This is a genomic window from Mycobacterium szulgai (genome assembly GCF_002116635.1).
In the GTDB taxonomy this organism is placed as follows: domain Bacteria; phylum Actinomycetota; class Actinomycetes; order Mycobacteriales; family Mycobacteriaceae; genus Mycobacterium; species Mycobacterium szulgai.
The window spans coordinates 21,335-33,853 of record NZ_LQPW01000091.1; the positions used below are offsets into that span (position 1 = coordinate 21,335).

Annotated in this window: 12 protein-coding genes; 4 read left to right on the plus strand and 8 right to left on the minus strand. The window is 62.0% G+C overall.

What is annotated here, in order from left to right; genetic code table 11:
* The first annotated feature begins 2 nt into the window (after window positions 1–2).
* The gene (locus AWC27_RS14490) at window positions 3–2,255 is read left to right on the plus strand and encodes an alpha/beta hydrolase-fold protein (protein ID WP_085671159.1); all 2,253 of its coding nucleotides are present in this window, start codon (window positions 3–5) and stop codon (window positions 2,253–2,255) included.
* Here AWC27_RS14490 and AWC27_RS33000 read toward each other — a convergent pair.
* Window positions 2,237–4,006, minus strand: a complete 1,770-nt coding sequence (locus tag AWC27_RS33000; protein ID WP_342744549.1) for a DUF5631 domain-containing protein — start codon at window positions 4,004–4,006, stop codon at window positions 2,237–2,239. The genes AWC27_RS14490 and AWC27_RS33000 overlap by 19 nt on opposite strands.
* Here AWC27_RS33000 and AWC27_RS14505 point away from each other — a divergent pair.
* Window positions 3,932–4,138, plus strand: coding sequence for a hypothetical protein (locus tag AWC27_RS14505; protein ID WP_085671127.1), 207 nt, complete (start codon window positions 3,932–3,934; stop codon window positions 4,136–4,138). The genes AWC27_RS33000 and AWC27_RS14505 overlap by 75 nt on opposite strands.
* Window positions 4,139–4,536: 398 nt before the next feature.
* Complete coding sequence (locus tag AWC27_RS30205; protein WP_139837000.1) at window positions 4,537–4,782, plus strand: hypothetical protein; 246 nt, start codon at window positions 4,537–4,539, stop codon at window positions 4,780–4,782.
* A gap of 295 nt (window positions 4,783–5,077) precedes the next feature.
* Here AWC27_RS30205 and AWC27_RS14510 read toward each other — a convergent pair whose 3' ends face one another.
* The 6 genes from AWC27_RS14510 to AWC27_RS14525 form a co-directional block, all read right to left on the minus strand.
* A complete protein-coding gene (locus AWC27_RS14510) occupies window positions 5,078–6,037 on the minus strand; it encodes a hypothetical protein (protein WP_245847109.1) in 960 nt (319 codons plus the stop codon).
* Window positions 6,038–6,717: 680 nt separating this feature from the next.
* Window positions 6,718–7,134 carry a hypothetical protein gene (locus AWC27_RS30210; RefSeq protein WP_139837001.1) on the minus strand — a complete coding sequence of 139 codons (417 nt, stop codon included), beginning with the start codon at window positions 7,132–7,134 and terminating at the stop codon, window positions 6,718–6,720.
* Between the two features lie 131 nt (window positions 7,135–7,265).
* Complete coding sequence (locus tag AWC27_RS14515; protein WP_245847110.1) at window positions 7,266–7,664, minus strand: hypothetical protein; 399 nt, start codon at window positions 7,662–7,664, stop codon at window positions 7,266–7,268.
* A gap of 97 nt (window positions 7,665–7,761) precedes the next feature.
* Complete coding sequence (locus AWC27_RS30215; RefSeq protein WP_139837002.1) at window positions 7,762–8,205, minus strand: hypothetical protein; 444 nt, start codon at window positions 8,203–8,205, stop codon at window positions 7,762–7,764.
* Entirely contained in the window at window positions 8,202–9,860 is a 1,659-nt protein-coding gene (locus tag AWC27_RS31135; RefSeq protein ID WP_169726794.1) for a hypothetical protein, read from the minus strand. Before AWC27_RS31135 ends, AWC27_RS30215 begins: the two co-directional genes overlap by 4 nt.
* 179 nt (window positions 9,861–10,039) lie before the next feature.
* A complete protein-coding gene (locus AWC27_RS14525; RefSeq protein ID WP_085671129.1) occupies window positions 10,040–10,342 on the minus strand; it encodes an RNA 2'-phosphotransferase in 303 nt (100 codons plus the stop codon).
* A gap of 339 nt (window positions 10,343–10,681) precedes the next feature.
* Here AWC27_RS14525 and AWC27_RS14530 point away from each other — a divergent pair, with 339 nt between their 5' ends.
* A complete protein-coding gene (locus AWC27_RS14530; protein ID WP_085671130.1) occupies window positions 10,682–12,166 on the plus strand; it encodes a phosphoinositide-specific phospholipase C-related protein in 1,485 nt (494 codons plus the stop codon).
* Here AWC27_RS14530 and AWC27_RS14535 read toward each other — a convergent pair.
* Window positions 12,108–12,515: a F420-dependent biliverdin reductase gene (locus AWC27_RS14535; protein ID WP_083114887.1), complete on the minus strand. Its 408-nt coding sequence runs from the start codon at window positions 12,513–12,515 to the stop codon at window positions 12,108–12,110. The genes AWC27_RS14530 and AWC27_RS14535 overlap by 59 nt on opposite strands.
* Window positions 12,516–12,519: the final 4 nt, after the last annotated feature.

The following is a 12,519-nucleotide window of genomic DNA, read 5'->3' on the forward strand; positions in this document are numbered from 1 at the left end:
TGGTGTCTTTGTTGGACCTCACTCTTCTTCCGTTTCGCATCGCTCGTCATATCGCCGACGCGGTGGTACATCCCGTCTCGCGCGCGCCGGCACCACCGGCCGAACTCGTCGTGGTCGACGGGATGCCCGAGGGCGTGCCGCCGGCTGCGCTGCGGCCGGAACCGTCACTTCCGGTGCCGTCGGGATGGCCGTTTGGCGAGGACTTTCCGCGAACCTGCGGTACCGGCAGGGTCGCCGGCGGGGCGCTGTTCTGGACGGACTTCCTGTACGACGACCATGGAGCAACGGGCCTGCCGCTCGGGGATCTGAAGATCCAGGCGCCGCCGCACGGCACCTACGCCTATCCCGCTGGACCCGCGGCCAACAACGGGGCCGACATCTTCCGGGTCGCGATCGGGCTTACCGAAACCCACACTTGGTGGCGGATCGACTGGAACACGCTAGTCGACGCGACAGTACCGATCGCCTTGTTTGCCTTCGACACCGACCGCGACCGTGCCGCGTCGGACGAGTGGCCGGCCGGGGCGGGCGTGCACTCCGCCGGTATCGACATGGCGCTGCTGGTTTCGGGTCGCAGCGCCCGGCTCATCGACTTGACCACGCAGGCGGTCACCCCGGTCGAGCTCAGTGTCGACCTGCCGGCACGGTCATTTGTTGCTCAGGTTCCGCGGTCTGTGCTGGAGCCGAATGGGACCTGGACAGTCCGGCTGGTCGCCGGACTGGCGAACGCCGCGGGTGACGGGTTCGCCGACGTGTCAGCGGCACACGGCGCGTTGCCCGGCCAGCCCAACGTCTACAACGTCGCGTTCCGCACTCACGACCAGGAGAAGCAGCATCTGAACTTCTGGTCCGACGCGGCTCAGGCCGCCGCGTTGACCAGCGGCGACGTCTCCGAGTTCGCGGTCGCCGTGGTATGGGATCAGCTGGCGGCTCACCAGACGACGCCCGAGCCCGTGGTCACCGGGGCATCGACACGCTGGTACGTGTCCTCGGTCGAACTGGGCCAAGGTGTTGCCGAGGGCAGCGTGTTGGACACCAAGCCGCAATTTCTCGGGCGAGTGCAGCCGTATTCGGTGTGTCTGCCGTCGACGTATGCGCCTGGCCAGAAGTTGCCGCTGACGTTGCTGTTGCATTCGCTTGCCTTGGGGCAGTCCCAGTTCGCCGCGATCGAACCGCGTTTGTTGCACGAGGTTTGTGAGACGCGCGGATCGGTCGTGGTGACGCCGTTGGCTCGGGGACCGTCAACGTGGTACCTCGACACCGGCGAGCTTGACGTCTGGGAGGCCTGGGCGCGGGCGGCCGAGCAGCTGGGCGCCGACCCGAATCGCACTGTGATTTCCGGTTATTCGATGGGTGGCTACGCGGCGTACAAGCTGGGGTTGAGCTATCCGGAGGTGTTTGCGCAAGCGGTTGTGTTGGCTGGTCCGCCGACGTGTGGGGTGCGGCTATGGCCCAACGTCGACATCCCGGCCAACCTCGATCTCGATACGCCGTGTGCCCGCGAAGGCGATACCTGGGAGCTGCTGCCGAATGCGCGCTGGCTTCCGTACGTGATCGCGCACGGTCTGGTCGACGAGTTGGTGCCGGTCGCCTCGGTTGCCGAGCAGGTGCTCGAATTCGATCGGCTGGGCTACCGATATCGGTTTACCGTCTATCCGCTCGAGGATCACATCGCGTGGGTGTTTCATGACGAATTCGACGATCCGATTGCACACATGGGAACCGGTCTGCGCCAAGGGAATCCGGGCCACATCACGTTCGTGTGGTATCCGCAGTTGGTGCGGGCGAATCTGGGTATTGGGCCGCATCAGGTGTGGTGGCTGTCGGAACTTGTCGCAGATGCGGACGTGGTCGCTCGGCGCGGGGCCACCGCGCAGATCGACGCGCGGTCCTATGCCAGGCCGGACCCGACGCACACCACACGGCGACACCGCGGCTTCGTCCCGCACTTCGACCCGACGCCAGGGCTCTACACCGAGTTGGACTGGCGGGTAGGGGCGCCGGTCGGTGCGCTGCCTTATCTAACGCTGCGGCTCAAAGGCGTTGCGAGCTTTAGGGTGGACGTCGAACGGGCCGGGTTGGCGTCGCTGCCGTCATCGACCATTCAGGTGGCTACCGATACTGCCGTGCAGATCACGCTTGGCGGGTTGCCTGACCGGCTGGAGGTGCAGCTAGACGAGCAGCCGGCCGGGCCGACGGTTGCCGTGGCGCCGGGACGACACCGGATCACGCTGAATCAGCGGGCGCAGGCTTGAAACCACGCGAAGTGATAGTTGGCTGACGCTTTGTCACCTGCGGCTAGTGCGTCGATGGCGGCTAGGAGTTGCCAGTTGCCGACGTCGTGGGCATCGATGTTCTCGGGGTAGCTGTCGAGCACTTTGGCGCTCGTTGTTGCCAGATGCTCACGTAGGATGGCGATTTCGGAGTCCAGCACGCCGGTGCCCGCGCAGGCGGCCTTGGCCAGCGTGTGGGCTAAACGCGGTAGCCCATCGCGCCACTGCGTGGCTTGGCTTAATTCCCAGGCGAATTCGTCGATAGTCTCGGCTTGGCGGGGCCGAGGTGAGGTTGCCAGTGGTTCGTCCTCGTCGGGCACATGATGTATCGGGGTGTAGGCCTCAGCGATATTGATTTCGCCGAGCAAGGCTTCCAGATTGCCGCTGCGACGCGCGGGTTGCAGGAGTGTGACCGCGGCGGGGAGTGCGATGCCCGGTGGAATCCATCCGCTGGCCAAATCGGTTGCGAGGACGGTGGTGTTGTCCGCGCGGTTGCCGGCCGCCCACGCGAGTCGAGGTTGTTGACGGGCCACCGTGATGACGATCTTCCGTAAGCGGGCCCGCTCGGTCGCGTCGGCCGACGCTGTCCCGGCGACGGCTCCGCTGGCGGTGGCAACGACGGCTTGGGCGCCTACGTTCGAGGGTGGTGTCGAACTGGTTGGTGGCGGCGCTTGGCGGACGACCGGGGGGTGATTTGTGCTGGCTTGGCCCGCGGCAGGGTGTACTGGCGCCGAACTCGGTGTAGCGGGTAGTGGCGGCGGCGATGGTGGTGGTGCGGCTGGCGTTGTTGTTGGCACTGCGGGTCGTAAGTCGGCGCCGTAGGTCGGTAGCGGCCCAGCGGCGGACGGTATGGGCTGGGTCGGGTTTGGTGCCAGTGATGCGGCCACGATTGGCGGTGAGGGAGCTTCGGGGACGGGTGCATGTTGGACAGGTGGAGGCGAGTCGAACGCTGGCGCATGCACCGGACTGCTAATGCCCGCGGACGGTGCAGTTGGTGGAGTCGACGATAGCTGCGATTCTGTGTGCGACAACGGACTCGTCGGTACGGCATTGCCGGGTGCGGAAAAGGGCGCGCCGGATTCCATTCCCTTGTTGAAGCTTTGCATTAACTCGGCGGGTTCGCTGTATGTTGTCGCCGCCGAGGACAAGTGACTGCTTGCTCCTAATTCTGTGGTTGGAAGCGTCACCGGAGCACTGTACGACGAAGACATAGTCGGTATCGCTGGCGATTGGTGCGGCACGCCTAATGCCGGCGGATTGACGGGCGAGGCAGCAGGCGGAGGGATGTCGGATCCGATTGTTGAGGGAGGCTGAAAGCGTGCGCTGCTGAAGGCTGGCGAGACGCCCATCTGCGAGCCGATCATTGAACCCTGGCTGTTCCCGGCCTGCGCTACAGAAATAGGCGTCGCCGAGCCGAATGCCTGTGTCGTGCCAGTGGCGGAGCCGAGGTCGGTGCGGTTGACGTGTTCGCCGGGATGTGGCGGTCCAGCTGTTGCAGGCGGTGTCCGAAAGGCAGACGTGATGCCCATGGGCGACCCCTCGCCCTCGAGGACGTCCTTAACTTGTTTCTCCAGGTCCTCTTCTCCACTGCCTTGCCGGAAAAGGTTTACAACGTCAATACCCTGTGATTCCGCGAATTGACGGGCCGACGGTACTAGGTGCTCCTCGGTAAGGATCGTTTGCATCGCGTCGAAAACGCTGCCGCCACACTTCGCCGCGGCAACGTTGGCCATGCCGCGGTATCTGTGGATCGCCGCGACGATCTTTCCTACCTTAGTTTCGACAGGCTCTTTTTTAGCCTGTATTTCCTTAATCTCGTTGTTACCTTCTTCGGCCAAGCTGCTCAGGTCGTGACGAAGGGCTGACACGCTATTGTAGGCAGTTTTATATGCACTTTTCTTTATTGCATTCTTTCTTGCCACGTGTCGAGCATGATCTTCGCCCTGTTGGAAGGTGGTTCGGAGGTCTTCTGCGGTGTAGCCGCGCTGATCGATAAGAGCACCGGTTTGTGCTCCATGCAGAGACTCCGCAAAATTTGTGAATTGAATTGTTGCAGTCTTACGATTACTATTGCCGCGATCGAGCGCAATTATGTCTTGATCATCCGGCCATTGATCGCCGACGAGTATCAGGGACCACTCTCCCGGAGGAAAAGGGGTCACCTGCACAAACCTTCGATAGTTAGAGTTGCCTCATCACCGGCCCGCAGTGTTGGTTCCATTTCGGAATCGGGTAGACCGTTGAGATAGTTGACGGTGAGTTCTTGGAAAACGTCAGTGAGTTTTCGGATTGTGGCCGCGAGTTCTTTTGGGGCGGCTGGTGCGTCAGCGAGTATGGTCCGAAGGTATTCGCTTCCTGCGAGCAGCGCCTGGCGCCCGTTAAGCGCGAACGCCAATTGCGCTGTCGGGTCATTGCCAATATCCCGAGCGGAACTCGCCTTGATTGCCTTATGCACTTTGCTATACGCAGCGCACACTTTGCTTTTGGCTTCCGCAACCTGCTGGCTTGAGTACGTAGATGCGGCGGGAGCAGGATGACTGGGCAGCGGTCGAAACCAGGCACCGATCGCCACTCCGGTCGCCACTAGAGCTAGCGCTAGCGATGCAATAGCCAGCCAGCGTGATGGCTGGTTAGGCCTGGACGGACCCGTAAACTGCCACTGGGGCGGCACAGGCGGCGGTGGGAGCACGTTCGACACGCGGTGGATCGTATCGTCTGTCCACAAAATCGGTAGTCACCCCCTGTGAGCAGGCAATTGGCTCTCGCTGCCGTTGAAAACGTTTCATCTCCGACTCGTCAGCCGATCAACCGCTCCCGGTAGCACCGTCATCCTCGCGCTTCTCGTCACGAAGCAGGATGCGCCTAGTCGCGACCGGCTTGCCGTCGACGCGTTTAATCACGGCTGGGGTGGGCGGCGGCGTCGTGATTCGTCCTTGCACTGGAGCGCCGTTCTTTACCGTTGGCGCGACGATTCGTTTGGTATCCGGCTTCGCCTCGCTACCTGCTCCGCCCGCGCCGTGCATGCCGCCGCCCGGTGGCATCATCGGCATCGCCCCCATACCGCCCCGCGGCCCAGTCGACGGCTCCGGTGCGCTCGGCGGCGCTACTGATGTTGCATGCGACGCTGCTGGAACGGTGCCGGCGGAAGGCGTTGGCGGTGGACCGAGCATCGCTGTTGGTGTTGTGGTGTCAATGCCCGCCCCTCCGGAGGCTCCACCCCCGCCCGCGCCGCCTATCTCGCCGACACCTCGACCCAGCTCACTTTCGGCACCGAGCAATTCACCAGGTGTTGCCTCGCCGGCACCCGCTCCGTGCTGCAGCATGCCCATTCCCATCTGCATGGCCTGTTGACCGGCCTGAGCGACTTGCTGCGGGATTTGGCTCAGTGGTTGTAACGCCCCTCCCAGCGCCCCAGCGATTCCGCCTGCGATGCCAGATGCCATTTGAGGCATTTGTTGAAGCATCTGGGCCATCTGTCCAGAGTTGCCGACGCTGGCCAACTGTGCGGCCGCTTGATCTTCGTTGGCCGGAAACTTAGTCAAGGCATCGCTGGTCTTGGCCTGGCGTTCGTCGTGTCCAGCTTGTGCTTCGCCGTTGTCTGTGGCGTCGCCGCCGTTGGCGGCGGCGCCCAGCGCCCTCAGTAACTGGCTGATATTCGAGTGACCGGTCGCCAGCTGGTCGGGTGTGACTACCGGTGGAGGCGGTATTCCGAGCAGCTGCGATAGCTGGTCGAGGATGATCCGTACTTCGTCGTCCCCGCTCATCAATTCCTTCCACGCGTCTGAGGTCTGGTTAGCGTGCCCGAAACCAGGTAGAGGTCAGAGACAACCCGCGCATACGAGCGCCACGGACCAGCGGCCCCGGTGCCAGGCGACCATGCTATCGCCCTTTGTTCCACGTCGTTATTCAACTTTGCTGATTTTTGACGGGCGTTAGGTTTCTGCTATCTGCCAGCGAATATGGATAGTGCCCTAGTTTTTAACAGTTTGCTGTGGATGCCCTACCGGCCGGACAAGAGATCGGCAGGGCGACGAAATCGGCGGGATGCGCACCCTTGTCAAATATCGCTGATGCGATGGTAGCGTTTGCGGTGCTTGATCGGCCTGGACTGCAAAGTCCTTGAGCGGGGCAAAACCTATGCACGGCAACCGCGTTGGAGGCCTTAACCTTCCTGCTCCGGCGGCGGCGATAACATACCGGACGATGGGAACCACACGGGCTGCGGCCGGGTGCCTGCTTGTGCAACGATTGCTTTTGAGCTGATCGGTCGCCATACGGGCGGGTTCATGCCTGGCCGAAAATGATCCTCGGTTTGCAAGCGCCATCTTTTCAAGTGGTGAGTACCTTTCACGGTCTACAATGGAGTCAATGCCCAACATTCTCCGAATTGGCTGCGTAGGAAATGTTCGTTTGACTTGCCAAGCGAGGTCTGGTCTCAATATCGCTATCGGTTACCGTACATTACTAGAATACCGGCATGCGCTGTCTCATAGTGCTTAACGATGCGATCCTTCACCCATTGCACGGGATCTTCATATGCATTAGCTTCGGCTATCGCAATTCTTAGGCGCTCTTGCGGTGAGACGTTTGGTCGTTTCGAGAACTTAGTGATGTAGTGCCATCGCATGCTCGTCAAACCGAATTCGTTTGGTGCTTCTAGCGGAGCAATCATGCAGTTCACTTCACCCTCGCGGGAACAGTCAAATATCTGCATTTTGCAATCAAAGGATCTGTAGTAGACGATATGCCGTTCAATCCCGCCTTCATCCGGAGTGTCGTCGACCTCGTCCAGAATGAAACCAAGTTCTGCTAGTAATGGCCCCAGTGTCGTTTCAACATGTGTAGAAAATTTGACAGTCATCGTTCTCCGCCTCCCGCATAAATCCATGCGTCTCCGACTCGTTTATACCCATATCCGGCAGCATTGTCGTTGAGGAAGTTTATTTCCATCGCAGAGAACGCGTCGGGCGGCCCGCCGCCAGCATCGCCTCCCTATTGCTTAGGCCCCGACAGCAGCGCATCGCAAGCAGCTTCAAAATGTAGATCGAAGAGCGCCTCGAGCCAGGACATTACTGTGTTATCGTCGACGTCAAGCCCAGGCGTCGGCAAGTCATCATGTACCCCACTCAGTAATAGCATGAACTGCCATTTCTCTGACCGGTTCAGCAGTCCGAATTCGTTCGGCGCATCGAGTGGCGCGAGCATGAAGTCTATCCCGCCATCCCTGGCGGACCAGCAAATCTGAAGTTTGCAGTCAGCACTGCGATAGAACATCACCCAAGCACCGCGCTCGCCATACACGATATCGGCGTCGACCTCTTCGAGCTCAAAGCCACGAGCAGTGAGTAAGGGGCCCAGGTGCATGTTTATCTCACGGGGCGTATTACCCATTACAAAACCAGAAGCGCCTGGCCGCCCACGAGAGCTTCATTGTCCTCCACATTGGCTAATCACACAAGCTTTCAATGCAGAGCCGCGCAAAAATTTCTTAGTGGCCCGAGTTTCGATACTCGGATCTGTTCATTTCAAGAATACCGCTGCGCGCTGCGGGAAAATATCTCTTAATGCGACCGCGCACCCATTCAAGTCGCTGACGAATGGTTGGAAAATTGCTCGGCAATTTATCCTCTATGACCTCTTCGCGCGGAACCCCCTGTTTTATAGCCAACATGACAAGGTACTGCCACGTTCTAGAACGATCGTAAGGACCGAATACATTTGGCGCGTCGAGTGGAGCGATCATACAGTTAACCGAAGCGTCGCGCCGTGAATCGTAAATTTGGATCTTGCAATCCTTCGAACGAAAATAAACGGCAGCGCCCGTCGGGCCGTCTTCATCCACGTTATCGTCGTGCCCATCCATCTGAAAACCGAGCTCATTCAATAAGGGCTCGACGATTAATCCAACTTCAGCCAAAAATTCCTTTGTCATTTACTTCCGTCCGTTACACGTATCCACGAGTCCCCAACTTGTTGGTAGCCATACGTGCCAGCGTTATTCTTTAAGAATTCTATCTCTTTAGCGGAGAAAGTTTCCGGATCCACGATTAAAACGTCGTCAACAGAAGCAAATCTACCGAAAAGTTCGTAGTCGATCCGAGGCACACCGTGCTCCATTTGGCCTCGAAGGAACTGTTCGTTAATTTGCCATACAAGGCCGTCGGCTTCACGCTGGCTTAGCCCCTGGATCATGGCATCCCAAGTCGGGCCGCCTGTATCAAAGTAGATCCCTCCATTACCTCGGGCGTCGCCGATGTAGCCATCCTCGTGACCGTCGAACTTACCCAGCACGACGCGGTCTGGGTTGTCGCCAATGTAGTGAGTCGACATCTCCGCGATCTTTCGACTGAGGCCTGCGGTGGCTTCCTCGTGTACATGCGCGGAATTGAGATCGAGCGCCGCCTGGTCCGCCCACGAGTGGTAGGTGAGGGGTTGATCGAATCCGATCGGTGTATGCGGTAAATGCGTTGGGCCGTAGTCAATTGCGGCGGCGTCAAGGTCGCCAAGCCCGACAACGCCTGCCCCTTCTCCACCGAACAGCATTCCCGGCAAGGCATAGGCACCGTCGGAGGCCTTGGCGCCCGCATAGTAGGCCGGGCTCGGCGATTCCAAAGCACCCTTGATTTCCCCGACCGCCGCCCCCACCGGGTTCTGCGCAACTCCAACGGTGCCCTTGAGCATCTGCTCCCAGGACTGCAGCACACCCGGCGCTCCCGGCCCTCCTTGCCCGAACAGATTCTTGATCCCCTGTTCGGTAGCAAACCAGCGGTCCCCGAATCCCTCGGCGAATCCCGGCGCCGGCGGGCGCGGCGGCGCAGGCGGAACGTAGTTGGGCATCCCCTTGTCGATCCACTGCTGGGTGCGCCCCACGATGTCATTGAGTCGCGCCTCGATCTGCTCTGGCGGCACACCATCGCCGATCATGGTTTGGCGGGCCATCGCCTTGAAACTCTCCACCTCCGCGGCACTCAGCCGAGGCGGCAGTGCCCCAGCAGCAGCGGACTGGCGCAACCAGCTCAGCACGTCCGGCAGGCTCCCGGGTGGGGGTAACTGCTCACCACTGCCAACAGGCTCGGGCTTGCCGGCAGGCGGTAAAAGGTCTGCCGGCGAAGGTGGCTCGCCGGCCCCCGGAGGTACCGGCGTGGCATCGCCGGGCTTACCGCCAACGGGGCCGCCGGGCAGCAGCATGTCTTGCCACGTCCGCGGCTTGCCGCCAGGCGCAGGGGCTGGTAGGGCTGGTCCACCACCTGGCATAGGCGGACCTAGCGAGACTTCGCCGACGGCGGCGCCGATAGCGGTGGCAAGCTCGTGGTCGGCGGTGTGGGCGTGCGCCGCACACGAGATCAGTTTGTCCTGCAATATCTGCTGTTGGGCCGCGAACTCAAGTGGATCACGCCCAATCCAAGTGTCGCCAACGTCGATGCGCCAGGCCGGCGTGATGGTCCAGCCCTTGGCAGCAGCAGCCTGTTCGATATCGTCCAGCTCGCGCTTGCAGGCGCTCACGTCGGCCTCGGCGTGCGACACCGCCGTCGCCACCTGCTGGGATTCCGCGCCGTCTGCCTCGACGTCGCGACGAATCTTGCCCACATCGGCACGGAAGGCCTCCCCGCTTCCCCTTGCCAGCCGGCCAGAACATTGTGGGCCTGATCCAGACTGTCCCCCAACCGCTGCAACGTAGCAGCGCGCCCGCTGGCCGTCTCGAACACCGAATGGATCGCGCCCAGATCCCAGCCTTTGACGTCAGCAGGGGTCAACGACCCCACCCGCTACCCCGCTACCGACCCGAGCGCCCCGCACGAGGCGTCCTCGTTGGTGCGGTACTCAACCATCGCCTCGGCGACATGCAGCCCCAACCCGCCTACCTGAAGCTTGTGCAGGCTGTGCCGGGCTTCCCACCGAGCCGCGAGTTGACCCAACGCCAGCTGCGAGGACCCAACCCACCCCGACGCCGCATCCGCCAGCCCATCCTCATGACGAAGGAAGTCCACAGCCGCCTCGCCGACCCCATCGAGCACGTGGTTGCTCCCAACGTGCAGCGCAGCGAGATCGACTGCTAAATCATCGGCCACGATGACTCCCCTTTTTCTGATCGGCGGCACGGCGCGAGCAAGCCTAACCCGTTTCGCGCCACCACGCCCTTCACCCAAGTTGGCCAGACTCCCGGCCGAGCAGCACGATTGGTTGACACGGTGCGACAGCAAAGCTTGCTCCCAGGTCGCGTAACTTGTGTCACTATTGCGGGTCTGGCGACCAGCTAGTGCGCTGACCTGTGAGCTTGTAGGTCGATTCTTCCTGCGCCAGCTCGGCAACCCCCAACGAGCACCCCCTTCATCTCGAACACGAACGGCCATTGCAACACTTCGACAACATCCCTCGAAACCGGCGCGCTGACGTGTAAGGGTAGCCGGATGCCCCGCATCCGATGGCTGCAATGCGCAGCCGTCGGTAGTTCGCTAGTCCTGCTATTGGCAACGGCCACAACGGTTTCCGCGGATCCGTCCCCCACAGGACCGTGCGACGCTATCAGCCCGATCGCTGTCCCGTGCGTCGCGCTCGGCAAAGGCGTCGACGCGTTCGCCGCTGAATGCCGGCGCGCCGGCATAGCCGAGACGAGCTGCGTTCTTCCGCTCGCTCACCGCGTCACCCAAGCCGCACGAGACGCCTACCTGCAGTCCTGGGTGCACCGTACCGCGCAGTTTCAGTACGCCCTCGGAAATCCGTTGCCGCTCAAGGAGGCTCAGTGGATAGGCACCCACAACTCGTTCAACAGCGTCGCCGAATCGCTCACCGTCTCGCACGTCGATTCCAACCAGCAACTTACGCTCACTCAACAGCTGGACATCGACGTGCGCAGCCTCGAGCTGGACCTCCACTACATAAGACGCATCGAGCGCTTCGGGGCCCCTGACGTCACGGTGTGCCACGGGCTTAGCCCCGACAAAGCGAACTTCGGCTGCACCACCGAACCGCCCCTCGGCAAGGTGCTCACCGAGATCGCGACGTGGCTCAACACACACGCCGACGAAGTCGTCCTGCTTTACCTCGAGGACGAATTGAAGGACCCGTCCGCGTACACCTCGGCCGTCGCCACCCTAAACACAGCGCTCCGAGGGCCAACCGGGGAAAGCCTTATTTACCAACCGAATCCAGGCCAGCGATCCACGAATGGCTGCGTCCCGCTGCCGCTGGGCGCATCGCGCGACGACGTCCGTAGATCGGGGGCGCGGGTGATGCTCGTCGGCGCCTGTGCACCCGGGTGGTCGGCCGATGTGTTCGACTGGGACGGCTTGGAGGCCGAGAGCGGCTCAACCCCCGGCTATCAGCCCTACCCCAGCTGCGATGCGACGTACGGCAGCGCCGTCTACGCCGGCAGGCTCGTGCGCTACTTCGAGGATTCGACCTTGATCGGCGCTCTGTCCAGCCCCACCCGTCCGCCGCCCAATCCCGAGGCGATCACCCCCTCGAAGGTGAAAGCGATGACCGACTGCGGGGTCAATCTGTTCGGCTTCGATCAGCTGCTTCCCGAGGATGGGCGCATCCAGGCGTCGTTATGGAGCTGGGCGCCGGACGAGCCGCGTGCGGGCGCCGGCGCCTGCACCCTGCAGCGAACGGACGGCCGCTGGCAAGCGGCCCCGTGCGGCGACGCTCATCCCGCGGCCTGCCGCAGCGCCGCCAACACCTGGACCGTCAGCCCGAGCGTGCCGTTCGCCGCTGCCTCGTCGGCGTGCGCCGCAATCGGCTCGAATTTCGCCCTGCCGCGCACGGGAGAACAGAACGCGCGCCTGCAGGCGATGTCAGGACCCGCCGGCGGCGCCTGGCTGCCCTATACGACCACTAACCCCGGTCAAGCAGATCCGAGGAACCCAGCACCCGCTCCACCTGAACCTCGATGACCACCCGCCGAGGATTGGCCCGGGGGGTGCGATAGCGCTGCGCGTAACGCAATTCGGCGTCGCGCACTGCGTCGATGTCCTTGTTGACGGCCGACTTGCCCTCAAGCGAAAGCCACCGAGCCCCGTCGACCTGGCTGAGGACGGCGACGCCACCGCGATCGGCATTGACGGCCTTCTGGGAGCCGCCGGTGGTGATCACCCGGGCAATGTGCGTCTTGGGATCGAAGGTGAATCCGACGGCCACCACGTGCGGCGAACCGTCGGCCCGCAGCGTGGTCAGCATGGCTAAATGGCGTTCGGAGAGGAACGCCAACGCGTCGTCAGTGAGCCGCGTAGTGGTATTCGCCATCACA

What these genes read in the sequence shown, in the direction of transcription:
- AWC27_RS14515 (WP_245847110.1), bottom strand. Translation starts at nt 7,664, where the DNA reads ATGGGTAATACGCCCCGTGAGATAAACATGCACCTGGGCCCCTTACTC.
- AWC27_RS14535 (WP_083114887.1), bottom strand. Translation starts at nt 12,515, where the DNA reads ATGGCGAATACCACTACGCGGCTCACTGACGACGCGTTGGCGTTCCTC.
- AWC27_RS14530 (WP_085671130.1), top strand. Translation starts at nt 10,682, where the DNA reads ATGCCCCGCATCCGATGGCTGCAATGCGCAGCCGTCGGTAGTTCGCTA.
- AWC27_RS14510 (WP_245847109.1), bottom strand. Translation starts at nt 6,037, where the DNA reads ATGAGCGGGGACGACGAAGTACGGATCATCCTCGACCAGCTATCGCAG.
- AWC27_RS30215 (WP_139837002.1), bottom strand. Translation starts at nt 8,205, where the DNA reads ATGACAAAGGAATTTTTGGCTGAAGTTGGATTAATCGTCGAGCCCTTA.
- AWC27_RS30210 (WP_139837001.1), bottom strand. Translation starts at nt 7,134, where the DNA reads ATGACTGTCAAATTTTCTACACATGTTGAAACGACACTGGGGCCATTA.
- AWC27_RS33000 (WP_342744549.1), bottom strand. Translation starts at nt 4,006, where the DNA reads ATGGCCAACGTTGCCGCGGCGAAGTGTGGCGGCAGCGTTTTCGACGCG.